At 39.7% G+C, this 25,710-nt stretch carries 16 protein-coding genes; 10 read left to right on the top strand and 6 right to left on the bottom strand.

The genetic code is table 11. The features are described from left to right. Window positions 1-60: 60 nt before the first annotated feature. Window positions 61-1,071 (bottom strand): substrate-binding domain-containing protein, encoded by a 1,011-nt coding sequence (locus A6E06_RS12305; protein WP_065593434.1) that lies wholly within the window; start codon window positions 1,069-1,071, stop codon window positions 61-63. Window positions 1,072-1,243: 172 nt separating this feature from the next. Continuing rightward, window positions 1,244-4,336, bottom strand: a complete 3,093-nt coding sequence (locus A6E06_RS12300) for a beta-galactosidase (RefSeq protein ID WP_065593435.1) — start codon at window positions 4,334-4,336, stop codon at window positions 1,244-1,246. Window positions 4,337-4,674: 338 nt separating this feature from the next. Here A6E06_RS12300 and A6E06_RS12295 point away from each other — a divergent pair, with 338 nt between their 5' ends. Together A6E06_RS12295 and melB are read left to right on the top strand one after the other, a co-directional pair. After that, complete coding sequence (locus tag A6E06_RS12295; protein ID WP_065593436.1) at window positions 4,675-6,789, top strand: alpha-galactosidase; 2,115 nt, start codon at window positions 4,675-4,677, stop codon at window positions 6,787-6,789. A gap of 272 nt (window positions 6,790-7,061) precedes the next feature. Next, entirely contained in the window at window positions 7,062-8,441 is a 1,380-nt protein-coding gene (gene melB, locus A6E06_RS12290) for a melibiose:sodium transporter MelB (protein ID WP_065593437.1), read from the top strand. Between the two features lie 54 nt (window positions 8,442-8,495). On the opposite strand, the gene A6E06_RS12285 is transcribed toward melB, so the two are convergent. Genes A6E06_RS12285 through A6E06_RS12275 form a run of 3 tightly spaced genes read right to left on the bottom strand, consistent with a single transcriptional unit; the run spans window position 8,496 to window position 12,142 of the window. After that, window positions 8,496-9,212: a 3'-5' exonuclease gene (locus A6E06_RS12285; protein WP_083190328.1), complete on the bottom strand. Its 717-nt coding sequence runs from the start codon at window positions 9,210-9,212 to the stop codon at window positions 8,496-8,498. Then, window positions 9,209-11,059, bottom strand: a complete 1,851-nt coding sequence (locus A6E06_RS12280) for a DUF294 nucleotidyltransferase-like domain-containing protein (RefSeq protein ID WP_065593438.1) — start codon at window positions 11,057-11,059, stop codon at window positions 9,209-9,211. The genes A6E06_RS12285 and A6E06_RS12280 overlap by 4 nt, the downstream gene beginning before the upstream one ends. Before the next feature lie 12 nt (window positions 11,060-11,071). Further along, window positions 11,072-12,142 (bottom strand): LacI family DNA-binding transcriptional regulator, encoded by a 1,071-nt coding sequence (locus A6E06_RS12275; RefSeq protein WP_065593439.1) that lies wholly within the window; start codon window positions 12,140-12,142, stop codon window positions 11,072-11,074. Window positions 12,143-12,389: 247 nt separating this feature from the next. On the opposite strand from A6E06_RS12275, the gene A6E06_RS12270 reads away from it, so the two are divergent. The 7 genes from A6E06_RS12270 (at window position 12,390) to A6E06_RS12240 (ending at window position 24,024) form a co-directional block, all read left to right on the top strand. Beyond that, window positions 12,390-14,492, top strand: coding sequence for an alpha-galactosidase (locus A6E06_RS12270; RefSeq protein WP_065593440.1), 2,103 nt, complete (start codon window positions 12,390-12,392; stop codon window positions 14,490-14,492). A 235-nt stretch (window positions 14,493-14,727) separates the two neighbouring features. Next, entirely contained in the window at window positions 14,728-16,428 is a 1,701-nt protein-coding gene (locus A6E06_RS12265) for a solute:sodium symporter family transporter (protein WP_065593441.1), read from the top strand. A 245-nt stretch (window positions 16,429-16,673) separates the two neighbouring features. After that, window positions 16,674-17,684, top strand: a complete 1,011-nt coding sequence (galE, locus tag A6E06_RS12260; RefSeq protein WP_065593442.1) for a UDP-glucose 4-epimerase GalE — start codon at window positions 16,674-16,676, stop codon at window positions 17,682-17,684. Between the two features lie 101 nt (window positions 17,685-17,785). Beyond that, on the top strand, window positions 17,786-18,838 hold the full coding sequence (locus A6E06_RS12255; protein WP_065593443.1) for a UDP-glucose--hexose-1-phosphate uridylyltransferase: 1,053 nt from the start codon (window positions 17,786-17,788) through the stop codon (window positions 18,836-18,838). A 194-nt stretch (window positions 18,839-19,032) separates the two neighbouring features. After that, the gene (galK, locus tag A6E06_RS12250; protein ID WP_065593444.1) at window positions 19,033-20,193 is read left to right on the top strand and encodes a galactokinase; all 1,161 of its coding nucleotides are present in this window, start codon (window positions 19,033-19,035) and stop codon (window positions 20,191-20,193) included. 10 nt (window positions 20,194-20,203) lie between these two features. Continuing rightward, a complete protein-coding gene (gene galM / locus A6E06_RS12245; protein WP_065593445.1) occupies window positions 20,204-21,265 on the top strand; it encodes a galactose-1-epimerase in 1,062 nt (353 codons plus the stop codon). A 167-nt stretch (window positions 21,266-21,432) separates the two neighbouring features. After that, window positions 21,433-24,024 carry an ATP-binding protein gene (locus A6E06_RS12240; RefSeq protein ID WP_141676962.1) on the top strand — a complete coding sequence of 864 codons (2,592 nt, stop codon included), beginning with the start codon at window positions 21,433-21,435 and terminating at the stop codon, window positions 24,022-24,024. A gap of 52 nt (window positions 24,025-24,076) precedes the next feature. Here A6E06_RS12240 and A6E06_RS12235 read toward each other — a convergent pair whose 3' ends face one another. Continuing rightward, window positions 24,077-25,081 (bottom strand): substrate-binding domain-containing protein, encoded by a 1,005-nt coding sequence (locus A6E06_RS12235; protein WP_065593446.1) that lies wholly within the window; start codon window positions 25,079-25,081, stop codon window positions 24,077-24,079. Window positions 25,082-25,211: 130 nt separating this feature from the next. Between A6E06_RS12235 and A6E06_RS12230 the strand changes: the two genes are divergently transcribed. Continuing rightward, window positions 25,212-25,544 (top strand): tRNA-binding protein, encoded by a 333-nt coding sequence (locus A6E06_RS12230; RefSeq protein ID WP_065593447.1) that lies wholly within the window; start codon window positions 25,212-25,214, stop codon window positions 25,542-25,544. The last annotated feature ends 166 nt before the right edge of the window (window positions 25,545-25,710 follow it).

The raw sequence follows: 25,710 nt of genomic DNA, 5'->3' as shown, positions 1-25,710 counted from the left end.
GCCATGGAAAATGATTCAGGTTTATAAGTTACTATTAAGGTTGTTGGTTTTAATGTGTATTTATTTCGATGAAATACAACCAACAGAAGAGCGACGAACTAAAATTGGAATAAATAACTTATGATCGGTTTGTTCTTCAGCATCGCGACTCGCTAATTTGAGAGATAAGTTTACCGCTTGATTCGCCATGATTTGGATAGGGTAACGAATAGTCGTTAATCGAGGATAAATATAGCGAGCAATATGACCATCATCAAACCCAATGACCGACATGTCTTCAGGGATCCGAATCCCGTTCTCTTGCAATAATGCCATGCATCCAGCGGCCATATAATCGTTATAAGTGGCGATAGCGGTAATCGGCGTATTCTTGGCAATTAAGTTTATAACTGCTTGCTCTCCGCCTTCTTCATCGGGTTCGCCATACTCAATGTATTCTTCTTTTACAGTAATCCCATTATCTTCTAATGCTTGTAAGTAACCGGTTTTACGGTCATGGGCATCATCAATGTCATGACTTGAGCAGATATAACCGATGTGCTGATGGCCTTGGCGGATCAAGTGCTCCGTCGCAAGGTAAGATCCTTTATAATTATCAAGTGCAATGCAACGAGACGCAATTTCAGGAATAAAACGGTTAATAAGAACCATGCCCGGAACTTCATCAGCTAACTTAATCAGTACTTCATTACTTAACCCTTTACTGTGCACCACTAATGATTCACAACGGCTATTAATTAACAAATCAATGGCGTTTTTTTCTTTAGTCGCATCATGATATCCATTACCAATAAGGACTTGTTTCCCTTGTTCATTGGCAACCGTATCAATGGCTTTTACCATAGAGCCAAAGAAAGGAGCTGAAACATCATTAACCAATACACCAATGGTATTTGAGGTTTTACTCACTAAAGCACGAGCGTTTGAATTGGGGCGATAACCTAAGGTTTCCATGGCTTTTTTGACAGCAACAATCGCTTTTTCACTGGTGTGTGGGGCATTGTTAATGACTCGGGATGTCGTCGCAATTGATACGCCTGCTTCTTTTGCTACGTCTTTAATGGTGGCCATAGAAATCTCTTATTCTTATTTGTGCAGTAGGGAGTATTGGTTTGTTATGAAGTAACTTGTTTAATATAAAGGATTTTATCTTTAAATAAAGCAATGTAATTAACATAGCGATAAGAAAAACAAAAAAATCCTCAGAACCGTGATTCTGAGGATTTGATTTGAGTTAGTGAGCTTAATGCGTTTTAGGTTTAAAACTTAATTGATAACGGTAAGATTTATCGGTTAACTGATATTCCTTATGAACGCTTGGACTCCATGAGTCATCACCACCAACGCCCATGTGTTTATGATCGATTCGTAAATAGAGCGTATCTTCTTCATGCAAATCATTGGTGTGTTTGGCATTTGTTAATTGTTCTAAGCTGTATCGGCTGACATTAAATTGATAGTCGCCCATGATTTCAATATCACCAGCTTGCAGCCACTTAGTATGGCAACGCAACCCACTGTCTGTCGGGAAAATATACGGTGTATGCATATTTTCTAGCGATTGAGTGTAGTGGCCAAAACGTGCGGCAGCTAAACGGTCAGGATAGTTCTCAAATGGCCCTAATCCTTTCCAAGATATATTCATATTTTCTTGTTTTAATGGCAGTTCAAGCTCTAAGCCAATACGTGGCATGGGTGGTAAGTGATCTGCTAATGTCACTGAGATATCAAGCGACATTTCACCATCATCACAGAACGTATAATTCCAAACAGAGAGTGCTTGAACTTCATTATTGTGTTGGTACGCAAACGTCGAGCTGACCACGATAGAATCAGACGTGGTATTAGCATGACATTTTATGCACTCTTGCTTCCAGTGACCTATACCGGCTTCTTCCCAACGACATACCCACGCATTTGGGTCGACGAAATCGACTTCACTCACACCAATGTCATTATCTAATGGCGCACGGAAGAAGTTATCTTTTGGTGATGCTAAAAACTGAGGCTCACCGTTGACTTGCCAATCACTCAAAAGACCCGTCGTACGATTCAATTGCCATTGATGCACTTCATTATGACTGGTAATAAATACGTGGTTCTCATCTTCTGTTAATAAAGGAGCAACTAGGGTGTTGGTTGCAGGGAGCATTAATCCATTTGAATTGGTGAGTGCAAATTGCTCTGTTGTCACTACATGGCCCGCTGACGCCCAAAGAGTATCATTAAGTAAAGCCACATCAATGGATAAGTGGTACTGCGCTTGTGGTTTTGTGGTGAATGTGAGGTCTAGATTCACGGTTTCTTTATCGTTCGCCTCTGTATTTAATACGTGTTCACCGGTTAACATTGCAACGCCATTTTCTAATAAACTCCATTGCAATACTTCATTATCAGTCGTGCGGAAAAGATGTTCATTATGAATACGTAAAGTACATTGATTTGATGTTTGTTTTATCAATTCAATACTGATCATTCGTTGGCTATATTTTGCTTCTTCTAGCGTAGGGTGTGGCGTTCGATCAGGGAACATCAACCCATTAATACAGAATTGACGATCATTAATGACATCACCAAAATCACCGCCGTAAGCCCAGAAGTGTTGTCCATTTTCATCGTGTTGACTGATCCCTTGATCAACCCAATCCCAAATGAAACCACCTTGAAGGCGAGGATATTCACGGAAGGCTTGCCAATAATCATCAAAACTACCCAGACTATTGCCCATCGCATGTGCGTATTCACATAAGATTAATGGACGTTGTTCGTTTGGTAATGAAACCCATTTTTTAATTGGCCATTTCGGAACGGCGTCATCTTCAATGGTGGTATCTACACGTGCGTACATTGGACAAATAATGTCAGTTGCCGTGCTATTTGCACCACCACCTTCATATTGAACAGGACGTGAGGGATCAAATTGTTTTGACCAAGCGTACATTGCATTATGAGTACAGCCATGGCCTGATTCATTACCTAGCGACCACAAAATAATAGAGGCGTGGTTTTTATCACGTAACACCATTTGTGTGTAACGACTCATGTAGGCGTGTGTCCACTGAGGATCGGTTGATAAGCGGTTCATTGGGATCATGCCATGCGTTTCAATATTGGCTTCATCACACACATACAAACCGTATTCGTCACACAGTTCATACCATCGAGGGTGGTTAGGGTAGTGCGCAGTACGTACGGCATTGAAGTTATATTGTTTCATCAGACAGATATCGCGGATCATATCTTCTTCTGTCATCACATGCCCAAGTTCCGGGTGATGTTCATGGCGGTTAACACCACGGATCAATAAAGGCTGACCATTAAGTTTTAGCTGACTATCGCTGATTTCAATTTTACGAAAACCAACGTGATAGGCTTCACTTTCAATATGTTGTCCGTCTTCGTCTAATAATGAAACAACAAGGCGGTATAGATTTGGTGTTTCAGCGGTCCATTTTTTTGGATCTCGAACTGACAGTGTTTGGAAAATAACATTGTCATACGAGCCACGCTCATCAATGCGTTTGTTATGTGGTGAAGCAATGATAGCGTCAGTAACGGCACCGTTTTCATCAAAAAGCTGAGCTTGAACTTGAGAAGTTACTGGTGCATTAATGGTCGTGACAATCGATAAGCTGCCATCACGATAACAGGCATCTAAATCAGGAGTAACAAACACATCTTCAATGCACTGTTTTGGTTTTGATAATAAAGTGACATCGCGGAATATTCCACTTAGCCACCACATGTCTTGATCTTCTAAATAGCTGCCATCACTCCAACGGATCACCATTACCGATAAGGTATTGCTACCAACATGAAGGTGCTCTGTTAGATCAAACTCAGTAGGTAAACGGCTGTCTTGGCTGTAACCAATCCACATACCGTTACACCACAAATGAAAAGCGGAATTAACGCCATCAAAAATAATACGCTGTGTTTCTTTAAGGTTTTCTTCTGTTAATGACAGCGTTGTGCGGTAGCAACCTGTTGGGTTCTCTTTTGGAACATAAGGAGGATTGACGTCAAATGGGTATTTTACGTTGGCATAAATAGGTTTGTCATAACCTTGAAGTTGCCAATTTGAGGGCACTGTGATGTCATTCCATGCGGAGTCATTAAATTCAGGTTTAATAAATTCACCATTGACGGCTTCTGGTGCCGAAAATAAGTGAAATTTCCATTGTCCGTTTAATGAAGTGCGTTGAGAACGCTGATTTTCTTGTGCGTCAGCAAGAGAGCGAAAGCTGGCTAATGGACTGTGTGCTTTTAAGCAATGAATATTAACCGACTGTGGGTTTTCCCAATCGCGTCGTTGCAAAATGGCTGAAAATTCCATCGTGATATTCCTACGTACTGATTTAATGAGAGTGCGAAATAGGTAAGTAAAAAGGAGGAATCGTTACCCTTCGCATTAATATGGGCCTAGTGTAAATACTTTTTGGAAACGTTTACATGACGTGAGCGGCATTTTTACTTTATCGTCCTTTTTATCCTATTAATCGTGATCTTTCTCACGTTAAGTTCTCTTTTTTATCTATTTAAAATCAGTATTTATTGATCGTTGTTGTTTTCTTTTAGTTTTTGTAAACGTTTCCATAGTTTGCGGTAATTCACAGAAATATTCCTTTTTTTCTTTATTATAGAGGGCAATTAAAACTGCTTACGGTTCATCTCATGACGCAAAAAGAAATCATTGTATTAACGGGTACAAATAGCCAGGTGATTATTGACGCTGGCGACTGTGCAGAGATCTTGCACTGGGGTAAGCCAGTAAGTGGGGATATTGCCTCTTTCTGTTCTTCTCTTTTGCGTCCAGTTCCTTATGGCCGTTTGGATAATGATGTTGCAATGACGCTCGCGCCAGAGTTAGGCCGAGGTGTATTTAGCAGTCCGTGTCTTGAAGGACATCGTAATGGTGCTGATTGGGCGCCTGTATTTACAATGACAGAGATTAAATCGAATTCACATAGCGTGACTCTGACGAGTGAAGATGCGCTTGCTGGATTGCGAATGATAACGGAGTTGAGTTTAGATAAACAAGATGTGATGAAAACTCGTCATTCTCTTATCAATATAAAATCAACACCTTACCAAATTAATCGATTAGCAAATACCTTACCGCTACCTGCTCGAGCTGCTGAGTTAATGACGTATTACGGTCGTTGGGTCCATGAATTTCAAACGGTTCGTCAGCCATTACAACAAGGTGGATATCAACAAGAAAACCGTCGTGGGCGTACGTCTCATGAGCATTACCCGGCATTAGTTGCAGGCACCCGTCACTTTGATGAAATGCAAGGCGATGTGTATGGGTTCCATTTTGCATGGAGTGGTAATCACCGTTTGCGTGTTGACGTAAAAGCCGATGGCCGTCGTTATATGCAGGCCGAAGTGATTTATCTTCCGGGTGAAATTACCTTGCAACAAGGTGAGGAATTAACAACACCGTGGCTGTATGCAAGTTACAGTGATCAAGGATTGAATGGCATGAGTCATCAATTTCACTCACACGTCAGAGAATCAATTCTTGATAAGCAAATAATAAATACTGCACGCCCAATTCACCTTAATACGTGGGAAGGGATCTATTTTGAGCATGATCCTGACTACATTATGGAAATGGCAACGCAATCGGCTCAAATGGGAGTAGAGCGTTTTATTATTGATGACGGTTGGTTCAAAGGTCGAAGCGGTGATAAAGCCGCATTGGGTGATTGGTTCTTAGATCACAACAAATATCCGAAAGGGTTAACGCCAATTATTGATCATGTTCGTGGATTAGGTATGGAGTTTGGTCTTTGGTTTGAACCTGAAATGATCAACAAGGATTCTGATTTATATCGTCAACACCCTGATTGGTTGTTGGCGGTTGAAGGTTATGATCAACCAACAGGACGTAACCAATACGTTATTGATCTGCAAAATGACGAGGCGTTTAACTACCTCTATGAACGATTAGATCATTTCTTAACCCAGTATGCGATTGATTATATTAAGTGGGACATGAATCGTGAAGTCGTACAGCCAGCTCATAATGGTCTGGCGGCAGGGCGTCAACAAGTAGCACGTTACTATCAATTGGTTGATAAGATCCGTGCTGCACACCCAACGGTTGAGATTGAATCGTGCGCAGCCGGTGGTGGACGTATTGATTTTGAAGTGTTGAAACGTACTCATCGTTTTTGGCCATCGGATAATAATGATGCGCTAGAACGACAAAGCATTCAACGAGGTATGAGTTACTTCTTTCCCCCAGAAGTGATGGGCAGTCACATTGGTTCAAGCCATTGTCATAGTACACGCCGCCGCCATAGCATTGAGTTTAGAGGGTTAACGGCGATATTCGGACACATGGGTATTGAGCTTGATCCAGTAAAAGAGTTACAAGAGGAAAAGCAAGGGTTTGAGCGCTATATCAAGTTGCATAAAACCTTACGCCCGTTACTGCATACAGGTCGAACGTGGCGGGTTCCATCGGATGACGAAGCACACCAAATTCATGCGGTAGTGGCAAATGATCAATCTGAAGCGGTCGTCATGTTGGCGCAATTAGCAATGCCAACCAATTCGTTAAGTGGGCATTTACGTATTCCTGGTTTAGATCGTACCGCTGTATACCGGGTGAGTATTCTAGATAAACCGTCTAATTATAATGAGATTGTAAATTACCAACCATTTTGGACTGAAGAGAGTTGTGATTTGTCCGGGGAATGGTGCGAAGACGTAGGATTAACGATGCCGATTTTAGATGCAGAAAGTGCGATGTTGATAAAATTAGAAAAATTGTAAACGATAACAATAAAATAGAATAATCCAGAAGCCTCCTTTTTGTATAGAATATCAATATATACAAATAATGAGGCTTTTTAATTTTTAAAAACAAAGGTTTATAATTAAATCTTGTTAAGGTCTCATTTTTGGAATATTACTGGAAACGTTTCCATAAAGTGGTTTTTGGTCACGGTATAATGGTTACGGAGTAGGTAGCATGGCATCATCAATTAAGTAGGAATGAATCTCTAGTTAAAAAGAGAACTTCCACCATCGGAAAGGAATATAAGATGTCTGAAAAAATTACTCTACAAACTAAACTTTCTTACGGTCTTGGTGCATTAGGTAAAGATTTTGCTTGTGCGCCAATTTATATATTTTTAATGTTTTATTTTACCGACGTGGCAGGTTTGTCTGCGGCGTTTGTGGGAACGATTTTTTTAGCAGCTCGTATTATCGATGCTATTACTGATCCGATGATGGGTGTTATTGTTGATAATACTCGTTCTAAATTTGGTAAATTTCGTCCTTGGATTGTGATTGGCACGCTCTTAAATGCAATCGTACTTGTCGGTCTTTTTAGTACGCACATGTTTGAAGGCACTGCGTTATACATTTATGCGGCAGCGGCTTATATCCTTTGGGGCTTAACTTACACCATTATGGATATTCCTTATTGGTCAATGATCCCTGCGCTATCAAGTTCTCGTCAAGAACGTGAAAAACTGGTTGTATGGCCTCGTTTATTTGCCAGTCTTGCATGGTTCATTACCGGTACTTATGGTCTACATATTGTGGGTGAACTAGGTAACGGCAATCAAGGTGATGGTTTCTTTAATGTTGCGATGCTAATTGCGGTTTTGTTTGTACTAAGCGCCTTCTTAATTGCTCGTAATGTAAAAGAGCCAGTAACAGAAGCAAGCGTAAAAGCAGAGAAATTCAGCTTTAAAGATGTATTGGTTATCATTGGTAAAAATGATCAATTAAAAGCGTTGATTGGTACGATATTATCATTTCAAATTGCTAACCTATTAGTGGGTGGCTTTGCTATTTACTACTTCACTTATGCGTTAGGTAACCCTGAGTTATTTCCAGTTTATATGATGGTTGCAGGTATTGCTGAAGTGGCTGGCGTCTTTTTGTTCCCGCGCTTAGCGACACTCTTTCCTCGTAAATACTTGTGGTTAATGGCGTGTGGTTTCCCTGTGGTTTCTTGTGTGCTTCTTATTCTTATGGGTGTTGTTTCTCCTGGTAATGTTCTGTTAATCGGTTGTGCTGGTGCTGCAATCAAGTTTGGTGTAGGTATTGCGAATGCATTGCAAACAGTAATGCTAGCGGATGTAGTGGATTACGGTGAATACAAAACGGGTCGTCGTAGTGAGAGTGTTATCTTCTCAGTTCAAACGATGCTTGTGAAATTTGCGGGTGCGGCAGGTGGCTTTATCGTAGGTATGGGGTTATCGATTGTTGGTTACATTCCAAATGTAGCGCAATCAGCAGAAACTATCATGGGACTTCACTTTATGATGGCAGGTGTTCCTGCAGTTCTAATGACGGTGAGTGGCTTGGTGTATCACCGTTATTACCGTTTACATGATGGTTTTAACCCTGAAGCAGTTGAGGGTGAAGAAACAGTGAAAGCGAGTACTCAAAAAGCAGTTGAAGCTTAATTATATTTAATCTAAAAAAAAGAAGGCCGCTGCTGTTAAAGGAGCGGCCTTTTTTTATTGTGAATACTGATAAATGTGATCAATGGTTTGGTTTTCTTTTTTTAATATTTTCTGTGTTTGAGCTAAAAATAATTCAGCCGTTGCTAACGAATCAATAAGGGCATTATGTGCGGCATAGCGTGGTAATTTATAGCGCTCTCTTACCCGATGCAATTGCTGGCTTTGTTGCGTCATTATTCCCAGTTTTCTGGCAATGTTGACTTCAATTGAAAGCGTATCAATCCAAACAAAAGGCAGGGGAGGCAATGAAAAATACGTTTTGGTGTTATGCGCTAAAAAAGCGTGTTCAATTGATTTGCCATGCACTATGAGACTTCGATTTTTTGCGGCTGCTAGAAACAGCGATAAGACCTCATTTAATGGGGATCCCTCAGCCAGCATGGTTGGCGTAATATGATTAATCACCGCGGTTTCTTTTTTTACGTCGTGGCCATGATTAATGTAATAATGTTGAGCGGACGACAGATCTATCTTGCCTTGGTTTATCTCTACCCAGCCGATACTTAATATTTGGTCATTTTGGGCATTCACTCCGGTTGTTTCTAAATCAAAAACAAGAAAAGACAAGTCTTTAATTAATGTTGTCCCTAGTGGTAATGAAAAATTGAGTGCAGATCTTATCTCTTCTGTTAGGGCCTCTTTAGCTAGGTATTCTCGTTTGTGTTTAATGAGCTTTTGCCATGAAGTTTGGCGTTGGAATAAAGAGATCATACCAATAATCCTAAATTTACTTTGGTGACTTTTTGCCAATCGTCAATTAAGCGAAAGGCGTCTTTAATGTGTTGTCGCTCAAAGCTCCCAAAATAATTGGGGTTGATATGATGATCCGGTTGCTGACCATGGGCAATAGCATCAGCTTGATATGAAAAGCGGAAATTACATAAAAAGTCGTACGCACTTAATATGTTTTTTAGTGACCCATCACTGATTAAGCCTTGTTGATTGGCAATCAGTAAGCGTTCACGGGTATTTGGCTCCGATGTTTTTGCGGCTAAACTATATAAGCGGGCCAAGTCGACAATAATGTTAATTCCGTGCCGTTTAATATTCAGCGTTTTTTCATTGTTGTCGTTTTTTACCAAAATTAAATTATTAAAAATGCCTAATGGCGCTCGGTGTTGTAATGAATCAGTAAATAGCGTGGTAAGCAAATAGGGATTGGAAGTTCGATCTTGTATTTCGTCTTGGATTGAACGAAGAAACGATGCATTACCTGCGATGACTCTGGTATCGAGAAATACACTAAGATTCAGTAAAAAAGCGTATTCAGGATTGACGATCCATTTTTTATAATAGGCTTTCCATATCGATAACGGTTGGCACCATTTTGGTGTTACAGCCATGAATTTTCCTGGGCATAAACTGTAGCCACTGCTGTCCATGCCTTTTGTTACTATCATTGCAAGGTGTTGAAAATACAATCTATCTTGTGATGTTGCATCATCCGATAATATCAGAGCGCTGTCTTGATCTGAGGAAATGTGTACTTCATTACGTGCATGAGAACCAGCCACAATCCATGCATATTCGCAGGGTGGTTGACCTAGGCGATCAATCGCAATATCAATCAGGCGTTGGTTATAAGTGTCCATAATAATGGTCATGATCTGGCTGATCACAGCGGCAGGAACTTTATCTTTAACTAACTGATTAAAAATGACTTGGCGTTGAGAGGCGTATTGAGAAAGTTCGTTTTCATTGTGTGCTGATTTGACTTTATCTATAAAAAATATCGCTTGTAATCGGTTGTTTTGTAGTAACAAAGGCAAGGTGACTAACGCGACGACTTTGTGACCATCCATCACTGGAAGATGCTTAATGTTGGATTGCATCATGGTAATAATGGCTTGATAAATCAAAGAAGAAGCGCAAATGGTGATGGGATTTGCTGTCATAATATGATGTATTGGCTGATGAATATCGAGCGCATCTGCTATCACTCTTTCAGTCATGTCGGCATTCGTGACAATTCCCACTAAACGGTCTTTATCCGTAACAACGACGCAAGAGACTTTACCGAGACGAATACGTTGCGCTACCTCATAAATCGATTCATTCCTATCTACTTCAAGAGTGTGTGAAGTGGAGACATCTTGAATACTATTTAAAAAATGATTGTTATCGTTATTTGACCATACGGCATTTATCGCAGAGTTAATGCGCACTTCTGTTTCTGAGTCAAACAGATGTGAGTATTCAGGGTGTGAGTGTTGTATATCATGAATGACGCTAATGGGAATTAAATAAAGTAACGAACTTTCAATCGCTTTGATCTGATAGCCATGCGTATTTTTTAATAAGCTAAAACCAAACACATCTTCTTCACCTAAACGTGAGCGTAATGAACCATCTTGATTAATTTGTTCGATAGCACCTGTGCGGATAAGATACAAATATTGTTGATGCTCTTGAGTTGATGAGTCAAGGTCATCATTTTTTGCCAAATAGATAATGCGAATTTTTGATGAGATACGCTCGACTATCGTTTTAGGCAGACGTGTAAAGGGATCAATGTGTGAAATAAAATCAATGATGTTTTGAATTAAAGGATCTTGCATTAGATGCTCACATTATGCGTCAGGTAATAAATGTTTTATGTCATTTAATAAACGAACAAGATTTTCTTTTTGATACGTTTTTTTTGTTCTTGGTGCGGTACTTTGACGTTGAACAAAGGCGACATCAAGATTACGTTGAATAAGTTCGGAACTGTCTTGTTCGTCGGAACGTAAACCAATAATTACCGCCTCTTTACCTATTTCAAGAAAGTGCTGCTTCACCGTGGTGAGTGGGGGGGTGAAATAGGCGCTGTCATTAATATCATCAAATCCGATAACCGATACTTGAGAAGGCACAGTGAGTCCGAGTTCATTTAGGGCTCTTAATACGCCTAAAGCCATTTGGTCATTCGCCACTAATACAGCGTCAAACGTAATTTGATTTGCGACCGTCTCTCGAACGGCAAGATAGCCGCTGTTTGCTTGCCAGTTACCTTCTACCGTGTTTACTGGCTGTAATTTATTTTGCTCTAGAACAGATAGCCAGGTTTGATAACGAGACATTGATGCGCTTGAGGCCTGTGGTCCTGTTATCAATAAAAACTGTTGATGTTGGGTGTCTAATAAATGCTGAGTCGCTAATTGCGCTCCTGATTGATGGTCACAACATACATAATGCACTCGGCTCTCTTCTGGTACGTCAATAAACACAAAATGTAAATGAGGGTATTGCTCAACTAACTGTTCCGCAGCGGTTGCCGTTAATGGGATATTCAAAATAATGCAGGTGGCTTGCTGTGAAATAAGCTCATGTATAGAAGCTTGAATATTTTCTAAGCAGGGAGTATCTACGACAGAAAAGACAGTGCCATACCCCATATCGTGCGCTTGTAATCGAATGCCGTTAGCGATTAAGGCTGCCCCATGGAGTGACATTTCCAGAGTGATTAGGCCGATCACATTTGATTTTGAGCGGCTTAACATTTGAGCGCTTTTGTTGGGAATATACCCAAGTTGTTTAATGGCTTTATTGACTTTTACACGAGTGTTTTCGGAAACATTTATTGACCCGTTAGTGACTCGTGATACGGTTTGAGTGGAAACTCCCGCCAATTTAGCAACATCTTTAAAGGTGACTGTCATTTATCTCTTCTTGTTTTCGTTATCATAATAGGAAGGTAACACGAGACTCTTATTAAAACTGTAGTATGGTTCAAATAATTGTCGAGATAACAAAAAATATTGTTTTCGAAAACAATAAGATCAAGCGCACATTTGGTTGGTTTTTAGTGCCTTTAAGATCACATTAATCGCAGCTGTAGCTAGAAAAAAGCCATCAAAAGAACACAATGCAACCATAGTTTGTTTACGAAAACAATTTGGAAGTACTATGGATAAGTTGATTCATTTAAGCAGTAAAAATCACAGCATTATTATCAAAGTAGATTTGATCCCTGAGATCATTCACTGGGGCGGTAAAATTAATGAGATTGATAGCGATTTATTGTTTGCGATAGAGCGACCAATTTCACAAGCTCGTCTTGATATCGATGTGCCTTTGTCTCTTTGTCCTGAACTTGGTCGTGGTCATTTTAATGCGCCAGGTATTGAAGGGCACCGACATGGCATGGATTGGGCTCCAGTTTTCCATATTGTTGATCAACAAGTGGATGGTCAATCGGTTCAAATTACCTTGCGTGATGAGGTTGCTCTGCTTGAATTGTTGGTTGAATTGCATATAGACCACGATTCAGATGTCGTAAAAAAACGCATTACTGTTACCAACAGAGGTGAATCAGATTACTACTTAGGTAAATTGTCTTCGACGTTACCATTACCAAATCATGCTAATGAATTAATGACGTTTCACGGTCGCTGGTGTCAAGAGTTCCAGACACAACGTCAACCTCTTGAACATGGCGGATTTATGCAACAGAACCGCCGCGGCCGTACGTCGCATGAAAACTTCCCAGGCTTGTTTGTGGGAGAACATGGATTTAGTGAGCAACAGGGGCAAGTGTGGGGCTTCCATTTAGGTTGGAGTGGAAACCATGAACTGCGTGCGGATGTGCGTAGCGATGGTCGTCGTTTTGTTCAAGCAGGTGAATTACTGTTTTCAGGCGAGTGCATTTTAGGCGCAAATGAAACGTATCAATCGCCTTGGTTATATGGTTGTTATAGCAGCAATGGCTTGAACGGGATCTCTGAACGTTTCCATCAGTATGTTCGTCAAAACATTATTTCGTTCCCAGCGGATAAACCTCGTCCTGTGCATTTAAATACATGGGAAGGGATCTATTTTGATCATAAACCTGAATACATTATGCAAATGGCAACCGAAGCGGCAGAGATGGGCGTTGAGCGTTTCATTATTGATGATGGTTGGTTTGTCGGTCGCCATGATGATAAAGCTGCGTTAGGCGATTGGTATTTAGATGAAGAAAAATACCCCAATGGTCTAGAGCCTGTGATAGCTCACGTTAACGAAAAAGGCATGGAATTTGGATTATGGGTTGAACCAGAAATGGTCAGCAAAGATTCCAATTTATACCGTAATCACCCAGAGTGGATGCTTGGTTTAGAGGGATATCATCAACCTTCTGGTCGTTGGCAGCACGTATTGGATTTGCAGAATGCTGAGTGTTTCCAATACCTATTTGACCGTTTAAATGAGTTGTTAACACGCTATAACATTACGTATTTAAAATGGGACATGAACCGTGAGTTGGTTCAACCAGGTCATAATGGTCGTCCTGCCGTTCATGGTCAAACCAAGGCGCTTTATGCGTTAGTCGATCAATTATTGGCACAGCACCCAAGCGTTGAAATCGAATCGTGTTCTTCTGGTGGTGGCCGTATCGATTTTGAAATTTTGAAACGTACACACCGTTTCTGGGCATCGGATTGTAATGATGCACTAGAGCGACAAACGATCCAACGTGGTATGAGTTATTTCTTCCCACCAGAGGTAATGGGCGCACACATTGGCCCTGCTGAATGTCATTCCACCAATCGTCAGCATCATATTAATATGCGCGGTGTGACGGCATTGGGTGGGCACATGGGCGTAGAACTTGATCCAGTAAAAGAGTCAATGGAAGAGAAAGCCGCGTTCTCTCATTACATTGCACTACATAAAAAATACCGTCATTTATTGCATTCTGGTCGTAGTTTCCGCATGGATGTTGCTGACAAAAATCAATACGTTTATGGCGTTCAAGGTGAAGATGAAACCATTGTTACGGTATGCCAATTAGCGATGCCAAGTTATGCGTTACCATCGCCACTACGAATGACCTGTGTTGATGCGGATGGAAAATATGAAGTGACATTAGTTGAGATGCCTAAAGCCAGCTTCCAATTAATGAAACAAGCACCAAAATGGTTAGATCAAACATTAACGCTAACGGGTAATAACTTACAAGAAATCGGTTTGATATTACCAATCCTTGATCCTGAATCTGCGCTTATTGTTTCGTTAAAGAAAATATAAGCGAGCACCATACATAATGAGTGGCGGCATTGGCTGCCACCTATTAATACTATGAATTAATACCAATTGTAGTAAATAACTGGTCATTCTAGCTGGTTAAAATGCTCGATAACGGTGTTGAAATTTTTGATTGTAGAATAACTATTTATTTAAAAATTTCACCTTGTTCTCAAGCATTTTTCCTACGCTATTTCTGATCACTTACTTACTGTGATTGCTATAAGGAAGCAAAAAAATGTCCATCACAGTATTTCTATCATTTCTTCTCTTTACGGGTTTTGTTGGGTTTTATACCTATAACAAAGTAAAAAACACGCAAAATAAGTCACAAGACGGGTATTTCTTAGGCGGTCGAAGTCTAACGGGTGGGTTAATTGCCAGTTCGTTAATCCTAACCAATTTAAGTGCCACCAGTTTTGTAGGCATGAGTGCTCAAGCATATACGCATAACATGAGTGTTATGGGTTGGGAAGTGGCGTCAGGCGTCACGCTTGTGATTATTGCTTTGTTGTTGGTCCCGCGTTATCTAAAACAAGGGATCACCACCATTCCTGATTTCTTAGAAAGCCGCTATGACATGTCGGTAAAGAAATTCGTTACTTTATTATTCTTGTGCCAGTATGTGATTAATATTTTGCCTACAACCTTATACGCTGGCGCAGTAGTACTTGGTGAAATATTTGATGTTCAAGGATTATTGGGTGTTTCTGAATTTACTGCGATTGCGATTATTTCAGCGACAATTGGGTTATTAGGCTTCTTCTATGCGATTTATGGCGGCTTAAAAGCAGTCGTTATTGCGGATACCATTAATGGCATTGGTTTGATCATTGGTGGTTTGATGATCCCTGTCTTTGGATTGATGGTTCTTGGTGACGGCAGCTTTATGTCTGGGTTAGATACGGTATTAACCGCAGCGCCAGAGAAACTGCAATCAGTCGGTACATCAACGGATCCTCTGCCATTCTCTACGTTATTTACGGGTCTATTATTGGTTAACTTATATTACTGGGGTACAGACCAATCGATCATTCAACGTGCGTTAGGTGCTAAGAATTTAAAAGAGGGGCAAAAAGGGGTGATCATGGCGGGGGCAATTAAAGTGATTTCGCCGTTATTCCTGATTATTCCAGGCATCATTGCTTACCATATGTTTGGTGCTAACGCTGGTAACCCAGATACAATGTATACGCGTTTAGTCAATGAAGTGTTACCAAAACCGCTGGTTGGTTTTTTTGTTGCCGTGATGTTTGGTGCTATTTTAAGTACGTTTAACGGCGTGTTAAATAGCTCGACAACGTTGTTTGCACTTAATGTATACAAACCCCTATTTGGTCAAAATGCAACCGATGAGGAATTAGTAGGCAAAGGCCGTATCTTTGGTGTGTTCATTGCGATTATTTCAGTGTGTATTTCACCGTTTATTATGTTTGCACCTGAAGGTTTATTTCAATATTTACAAATGGTTGCCGGTTTCTTTAGTGTTCCAATTTTTACGATTGTATTTGTTGGCTATATTTCAAAGCGTGTACCTGCAATTGCAGCGAAAGTCGCTCTGGTTGTATTCGTTAGTTCTTATGCTGCAATGCAATTAATCTTCAAAACACCACTGCATTTCTTACATCAGTTAGCGATTTTGTTTGTGGTATGTACTGCACTGATGTTCTTGATTGGTATGTTTATGCCGCGTGATACCGATTATGTGATGCCAGTGAATGAAAGCATGGATGTAACTCCTTGGGAGTTCAGATTTGAAGCGTCAGCCATTGTACTTTATATGGTACTTGGCGCGTATGTTATGTTCTCGAACGTAGGCTTTATATCGGATGACCCTTTCTTCATGCAAGTATACGGTGTGTGTGGTTTGGTGATGTTTGTTGGTATATTTAGACGCATTTTCAAGCAACGTAAGAAAATGGCATTGCAAGCAGAGTAACGTTGTTATCACCTTACGATATTCCCCCTTAAAAATATCGTGTTCTTAAGTCAAAGAAGCCGTAAGTTATTACGGCTTCTTTTTTGTCTTTTTATTTTCCAATTAGACAGAGCGAAGCCGTGTTATTTATTAGTTTTGATGAAATGAATAATTTAGTGTAAACGTTTACATTTTTTGAAAGTGATCACGATATTCGTTTAAATTCGCTGATAGACTTGATGAAAATTCAGTAGGAAGAGTTAATCATGAAAGTATTAGTAACAGGCGGAATGGGCTATATCGGTAGCCATACATGTATTCAAATGATTGAAGCAGGCATTGAACCTATCATTTTGGATAACTTGGGAAACAGCAAAGTCGCAGTGCTTGATCGTATCGAAGCGTTAACTCAAGTTCGTCCTGTCTTTTATCAGGGGGACATTCGTGATGAAGCCTTTCTAGATAGTATTTTTGCTGAAAACACTATTTCATCGGTGATCCACTTTGCTGGTCTAAAAGCCGTGGGTGAGTCTGTTGCAAAACCTCTAGAGTATTACGACAACAACGTTAATGGTTCATTGGTGCTGGCTCGTTCAATGCGAAAAGCGAATGTAAAAAGCATCATATTTAGTTCATCAGCAACCGTCTATGGCGATCCTGCTATTGTTCCTATTACTGAAAACTCGCCAACTGGCGCAACTACAAATCCTTATGGTCGCAGTAAATATATGGTTGAAGAGTGTTTCTCAGATCTGTTTGATGCAGAGAACGATTGGAGCATTACCTTACTTCGCTATTTCAATCCAGTAGGCGCGCATCCATCTGGCACCATGGGAGAAGATCCACAAGGCATTCCAAATAACCTAATGCCATTTATTGCTCAAGTTGCGGTTGGTCGTCGTGAATCATTGTCTGTATTTGGGAATGATTACCCAACACCAGATGGCACAGGCGTTCGTGATTATATTCATGTAATGGACTTAGCGGATGGACACATCGCCGCACTAAAAGCCGTGGGTGAAAAATCAGGCCTTCATATTTACAACTTAGGCACAGGTAAAGGTTCAAGTGTTTTAGAAATGGTTGAGGCGTTTGCAGAAGCTTCAGGTAAGCCAGTTCCTTATACTTTATGTCCTCGTCGTGCGGGTGATATTGCTGAATGTTGGGCAAGCACTGAAAAAGCAGAGAAAGAATTAGGCTGGAAAGCGACTCGCAATGTAATGGAAATGAGTGCGGATACATGGCGCTGGCAGTCGAATAATCCAAAGGGTTATTGAGAGAGCTAAGGTTTCAGGTTTAAGGCTTCAGGGAGGAAACTTATAAGAGAGTATCCCCCTTGAATTAGCTAATCATTTTTAAAGAATTGAGTATAAAAATTATGTCAAATGTTGAGTTTAACCCAGTAGATCATCCGCATCGCCGTTATAACCCATTAACGGGTCAGTGGATTTTAGTCTCGCCACATCGTGCGAAACGTCCGTGGAGTGGTCAAGATGAAAAACCATCAACGGCTGAGTTACCACAATATGACAAAGGCTGTTTCTTATGCCCAACCAATGATCGTATCTCTGGTGATACCAACCCAGATTATAAAGGCACTTACGTATTCAGTAATGACTTTGCCGCACTAATGACGGATTCACCTGAAGCGCCAAAATCAATAAATCCCTTATTTAGAACCGAAGGCGTTCGTGGGTTAAGTCGTGTTATCTGCTTCTCTCCAGATCACAGTAAAACATTACCAGAGCTGCCAGTAGGTCAAATTCGTAATGTAATTGAAACGTGGAATGACCAAATTGAAGAGTTAGGTAAAGAGTACGTTTGGGTACAAGCATTTGAGAATAAAGGCGAGACAATGGGCTGCTCTCAACCGCACCCACACGGCCAAGTATGGGCAAACAGCTTTTTACCAAACGAGATTGAACGTAAAGAAAAACACCTTAAAGAATACTACCAAGAACATGGTTCTAACTTGTTGGTTGATTATGTTGAGTCAGAACTCAAAGATGGCGAACGTACAGTTGTAGAAACGGAACATTGGATTGCAGTAGTTCCTTATTGGGCTGCTTGGCCATTTGAAACCATGTTATTGCCAAAAACGCACATTCGCCGCATGAGTGAATTAACGGACGAGCAACGTGATGATTTGGCGTTAGCAATCAAAAAACTAACCAGCCGTTACGACAACTTGTTCCAGTGCTCATTCCCATACTCAATGGGTTGGCATTACGCGCCTTTCTTTGAAGAGGGCACAGACGTTGAACATTGGCAACTGCATGCACTGTTTTATCCGCCACTGCTTCGCTCTGCATCGGTTCGTAAATTCATGGTGGGCTACGAAATGTTAGCCGAAAGCCAACGAGATTTAACCGCAGAGCAAGCCGCGCAAAAACTGCGTGATGTGAGCGATGTGCATTATAAGGATCTTTAAAAGAGCAGATCGCTCCGCTTGAAGATCGCTTCGCTTAAAGAGTTCAGAAGTGCTTGTGATGAATATAACACTCACAAAAAATGACTCTGAACTCTGCAAGGGAGCTTGCGACCGATCTGAATTCTAATCAATAAAAATATTTGAAGACATCTTTGAAATAACAAAGATAACAACTCTAAAATTTGGAAATAGCCATGACAAACTTAATTAAAAACGTAAAAGACGCATTCAATACCGTACTTTCTTACGCTCCAACTCACATTGTTCAAGCGCCGGGTCGTGTGAACTTAATTGGTGAACACACTGATTACAATGACGGTTTCGTATTGCCTTGTGCGATTAACTACCAAACGGTAGTGGCTGCAGCAAAGCGTGATGACAATATCGTTCGTGTCGTATCGGTAGATTATGGCAATGAAACTGACGAGTTTGATATCACTCAAGAGATCACATTCCAAGAAAACAAAATGTGGGCAAACTACATTCGTGGCGTAGTGAAATGTTTAATTGGTCGTGGTTTTGAATTCAAAGGCGCAGATATTTCAGTCTCAGGTAATGTTCCTCAGGGTGCTGGTCTTAGTTCATCAGCCGCATTAGAAGTCGTTATTGGTCAAACCTTCAAAGAATTGTATAACCTAAACATCAGCCAAGCAGAAATCGCGCTAAATGGTCAGCAAGCAGAGAATGAATTTGTAGGTTGTAACTGCGGCATTATGGATCAAATGGTGTCAGCAGAAGGCAATGAAAACCACGCAATGTTATTGGATTGTCGTTCTTTAGAAACAACAGCCGTAGCAATGCCAGAAGACATGTCAGTGGTTATTATTAACTCAAACAAAAAACGCGGTTTAGTGGATTCAGAATACAATACTCGTCGTCAGCAATGTGAAGAAGCCGCACGAATCTTTGGTGTAAAAGCACTGCGTGACGTAACGATTGAAGAGTTCAACGCAAAAGCACATGAATTAGATGAAATGGTCGCAAAACGTGCGCGTCACGTGATTACAGAAAATGATCGTACCGAAGAAGCTGCAAAAGTGTTAGCGTCTGGCGATATGAAACGCATGGCTGTATTGATGGCAGAATCCCATGCCTCTATGCGTGATGATTTTGAAATCACAGTTAAAGAAGTCGATGCGCTAGTTGATATCGTTAAAAACGTGATTGGTACAGAAGGTGGCGTTCGCATGACGGGCGGTGGTTTTGGTGGCTGTATCGTTGCTTTAGTGCCACCAACATTGGTTAATGAAGTAAAAGCAGCAGTTGAAGAGTTGTACGAATCGGCAACGGGTTTAAAAGAATCTATTTATGTGTGCCAAGCAAAAAATGGTGCAGGTCTGGTTGAAAAACACTAAAGGACAAAACATGACAGAACAATCAACCTTGTTCGAAACCATGACAAAGGAGGCGGCCAGTGATGGTCGCCTTGCTCAGTTATTCGAACTTGAAAATAAAAACGGAATGCACGCCGTGTTTATGGATATTGGTGCAACGTGGTTAAGCTGTAAAGTACCAGTAAAAGGCAAGCTACGTGAAGTAATGCTAGGCCAGTCGACAATGGCTGACTTTGAGAAACAGCAAAGCTACATGGGCGTTACCGTTGGTCGCTATGCGAATCGAATTGCGAACGGAAAATTCAACATTGATGATACTAAATATCAGGTAGAGATAAACCAAGCAGGAAATACGTTGCATGGTGGGCCAGAAGGATTTAATAAACGTCGCTGGGCAGTGGTTAAAGAAGCAACAAATTGCGTCGAATTTAGCCTAGTTTCACCGGATGGTGATCAAGGCTTTCCAGGTGAATTAACCGTTAATGTAAAATACCAACTTAGCGACGATAATGAAGTCGTGATTAGTTATAGCGCCAAGACAACGAAATCAACGCCGATTAATTTAACCAATCACGCCTATTTTAACTTGCTTGGTGCAGACAGTGGACACCTTGGATTGGATCATATTTTAAGTATCAATTCAGAGCAGTTTGTACCGACAACTGAGTTTGGTATACCTAAAGGAGGGTGGAAAAAGGTAAAAAATACCAATTTCGACTTTACTGATCCAAAAGTGATTTCTCAAGATTTCATGCTTGATAAAGACCAAGAGAAAGCCAAAGGTTATGATCATTCTTTTGTGCTTGATAAAGGCTGTGCAAAAGGGGAGTGTGCTGCGAGTTTAACGTCTCCAGATAGTTTGGTGACTTTGCATGTTTCAACCAGTAAGCCGGCTATGCAGTTGTATACTGGTAATTGGCTTGAGAGTACGCCAAACCGAGTTGGGGGAGAATATCAAGATTATTCAGGCATTGCTTTAGAAACACAGTTTCTACCTGATGCGATCAATCATCCAGAGTGGGATCACCCTAGTTGTCTTCTAGGACCAAGTGAAATCTACCAGCATGAGACTCGTTATCAGTTTATTGTATAAGTGATTTTTTAGTCTTCATATAAAAATCCCTATGAGTGAACGCTCTTAGGGATTTTTTTATTCGCAAATTAATGAGGCTTTAATCATATTTAACCATGATTTTTTATGAAAATATGCCTATGCTGTTTATAGTTAATTATTATATCGATTAAATAAGTGTTGGGTTTATGAGTAAAGATATGTCATTGAAGAAAAAGAGCATACTAGCATTAGGTTGCTACGTTTGTTTTTTAATTACCATTATTGGAAGTATCACTTATTACGTTGTTCAATCTCCCATTCGATCAAATCTAGAAAGTAATCTTGATTTAAGAACTCAACTTCTTTCGCGTGAAATTGATGACCCATTGAGTCATTCGCTTTCAACATTACATGCTTTGGTTGGTGTTGTTGTTAGTGGGAACTCTCTAGACATTATTCAAAACATGTTGTCTTCAGTGCTTAATGAAAGTGATGAGATCATTATTAGTGGTGGTATATGGCCAGAACCAAATACTATTACCCCTTCTAAAAAGCTCGCCAGTTTATTCTTTTCTCGTAATGAAGACGGAAATATCACATTAATAAACGATTACAATGTACCTAGTACTTCACCTTACCAAAATGAATCTTGGTATCTATCTGTGGCGCATGAGAATAGTCATCAACGAATTTCATGGTCTGATGTTTATGTTGATCCTTTTACTAGACAGCAAATGATCACGGCATCTCAACCGTACTTTAGCGATGGGCAGTTTGCTGGTGTTGCGACGATTGATATTTCATTAAAAGGATTAATCAGTGTTATTGAATCTCAAGCAGAGAAGCATAAATTAGGTGTTATTATTAATAATGGTGCTAATAGCATTGCGGAATATAAGTTTAATGTACAAGAAAACATGTATGTAGTGAAACATACAATGGAAGATTTTAATTGGGAAATTAGTGTTGTTAATTCTGAACGAACGGTTTCTGATGAAATTTATGCCCAGATAATTAATATTGAGTTAGGTATTGTTCCTATTTTATTACTGTGTGTGATCATTGGTTACTACATCATTAATCGCAGTTTAATTAACCCTATTGTCTTAATATCAAATCAAATTAATGAAACAGATTCTAATGAAAAAATAGACATTAATTATACATCTAATGATGAAATTGGACATTTGATCTCATCATTTAATAAAAAGACCGAATTTCTTGAGGTCGAAAAAATTAAAGCTCAGTCGTCGACAAAAGCAAAAAGCTCATTCTTAGCGAATATGTCCCATGAAATACGTACACCGCTAAATGGAATTATTGGTATGTCAGATATTTTATCGGATACTGAGCTTAATCCTATTCAAGAGGAATACTTACAAACGATTGAAACTTCTTCTCAAACACTGTTGCTATTAATTAATGATATTTTGGATCTATCAAAAATTGAATCGGGTAATTTAGTATTAGTCCCTCAACAAGCAAATATAGTTGAAGTTGCGTACGACACATTAGCAGTGGTTCTAAGTAAGGCGACAGAGAAAGGATTAACATTGCATGTTAATTTATCAGAGAAATTACCAAGTATAGTCATCATTGACGAACACCGACTCCGTCAGATTTTAATGAATTTAATGTCAAATTCAGTGAAGTTTACTGAATCTGGTTCTGTTGTACTTTCGATTGGTTATCAAGAAGAATCACTCACCACCGCTATATTGTCTTTTTCTGTGAAAGATACGGGTATTGGTATTGCGAAGGATAAACAAAAACAAATATTTGAACCATTTACGCAAGAGGATAGCTCGATTACTCGTCAGTTCGGTGGTACTGGTTTAGGGTTGGCTATTTGCCACCAATTAGTTGAATTATTTGGTGGGCATATTGAACTAGAATCAGCAAAAGGCTTTGGTAGTAACTTCCATTTCAGTATTAATGTAGGTCTTGTTGATACAGATAACGCTACCAATGTAGAGTTTAATAATGAAAAATGTTTAATTATTAGCAACCAAAAATCTTATGCAACTTTGCTTGAAGCGGAATGTATAAAACGAGGTTTAGTTCCAACATTATGTAATGCTCAAAGTAGTGACATTATACCGACATTAGACAAGTACGATATCGTGATGTATTGCCAAAAAACGTTAGCCGCAGCGATACAGGATATAGAAAAATTTAATATGTTACCTTCTTGTCCTGCATTGATTATTTGTAATAACCAACAAGATGAAAAAATAGATTTTAACCACGCGATTGATGGTTTTATTATTAGTCCATTATTTGGTAAGCGTTTTGTTAAATCAATACGTAATGCACGGAAAAATACAGAGAAACGACGTATGAATGCTAAAGCCAATGTTGACAAATTAGCCTCAAGTTCTCTTATAGATGCACCTCAAATTACAGAGGCTACGAGAATGATTCTTGTCGTTGAAGATAATTTGATTAACCAAAAAGTCGCGTCTTTGTTATTGAAAAAAGAAGGGTTTGGCGTTGTGATTGCAAATAATGGTCAAGAAGCGGTGGACATGATTAAGGCAGATACGACAGATTACGAATTAATATTGATGGATTGCATGATGCCAGTGATGGATGGGTTTGCAGCAACACGCGCTATCCGAGAGTGGGAGCAACAACAAGATAGAGCTCGGCTTCCAATCATTGCTTTAACGGCCAGTGTTTTTGTTGAAGATATTGATAAATGTTACGCTGCAGGAATGGATGATTATGTGGCTAAACCCTTCAAGAAAGAAATGATTTTAGAAAAATTAGAAGGGTTAAACACGGTCTCTTCATAAGGGATGCCGTTAACGACAAAGTAAGGGGTTACCAATAGAAGGTAACCCTTTTTTATTTCTTTGCGGTTGATGATCGTTCAATTAATTGAGGCTCAAATTTTTGGCCTTGAACACCATCACCATCACCATTTCCTTTGACTAAAGCTAATGATAATTTGATGGCATGCTCTGCCATGGTTTGAATAGGGTAGTCTATGGTACTTAACTTTGGGTAAAGGTATTTAGCAATTAAGCCGTTATCGAATCCCATTAAAGAAATATCAGCAGGTACAGATATGCCGTGTTCTTCAAGCGCTGATAATGCCCCAGCTGCCATGTAATCGTTATAACAAACGATGGCAGTGATTGGTAAATTACGCTCGAGTAATTGATTTATAGCTATTTCTCCACCTTCATCTGTTGGCTCTACTTCTATGATATAAGTACTGTTAAGTTGGATGTTGTTTTTTTCTAATGCGCTTAAATAACCCGCTTTACGGTGATGTGAATCATCAATATCGTGTTCAGAATTAATATAAGCAATGTGTGAGTGGCCTTGTGAGATTAAATGCTCAGTCGCTATTTGTGCGCCTTGTTGGTTATCTAATGAAATGCAGCGACCTGAAATTTCTGGGATATGGCGATTAATAAGCACTAAACCAGGAATTTCCTCTGCAAATTGAATCAATTCTTTATTGGGTAATCCTTTTGAGTGGATAACAAGAGATTCGCAGCGGTTGTTTATTAAAAGCTCAAGAGCTTCTCTTTCTGTTTGTTCATCGTGGTAACCATTACCAATCAATAAATGTTTTTGATGGGTTTTAGCGACATTATCGATGGCTTTTATCATCGAACCAAAAAAAGGATCCGACACATCACCGACCATTACACCAATGGTATTCGTACTTTTGCTTACTAAGGCTCGGGCATTTGCATTAGGACGATAACCTAATTTCTTCATTGCTGAGCTAACGGATTCTATTGCCGCTTTGCTTGCTTTAGGGGATTTGTTTACCACACGAGAAACCGTGGCAACAGATACACCAGCTTCCTTTGCTACATCTTTTATGGTTGCCATAATGACTGCTAAACCTTGTAATTTGATCAAGTTAAAATTTTAGTAAATTTTCAATGCTGTTTTCTTGCTCAATTGTATTTTACTGATAATGTAAACGTTAACATTAAGCGTAAGTTAAGGATAAAGTAAAATGGAAACAATTGCATACGGTGATTTTGCAAAATTAGATATTCGTGTTGGAAAAATTACAGAGGTAAAACGTCACGACAATGCAGATAAGCTTTATATAGTACAAATTGATGTGGGTGAGAAGAATCTACAAACCGTGACTAGTTTGGTGCCTTATTACACAGAAGAAGAATTAGTGGGCAAACAAGTGGTTGTGCTGTGTAATTTAGCAAAAGCGAAAATGCGCGGTGAAACATCAGAATGTATGCTGTTGTGTGCGGAGACTGAAGATGAATCAGAAAGCGTGCTATTAACGCCAGAACGTTTAATGCCTGCAGGGGTTAAAATCGTTTAATTTAATAAGCCTAGAAATGACGTTTTTCTAGGCATTTCTCCTTCAATCTTCTATTTTTAACTATTACCTCATCACTTATTGCTTAAATATTGGTCACTGCGTGCGTAAGCAGTACGAATAATCATCAATTATTATCTTGTCAGTTTTATCTCATCGTTTTTTTTAG

Source organism: Aliivibrio sp. 1S175 (assembly GCF_001690985.1).
Lineage (GTDB): Bacteria > Pseudomonadota > Gammaproteobacteria > Enterobacterales > Vibrionaceae > Aliivibrio.
Note: the sequence above shows the minus strand (reverse complement) of the source record. Positions and strands in the feature narration are given on the sequence as shown.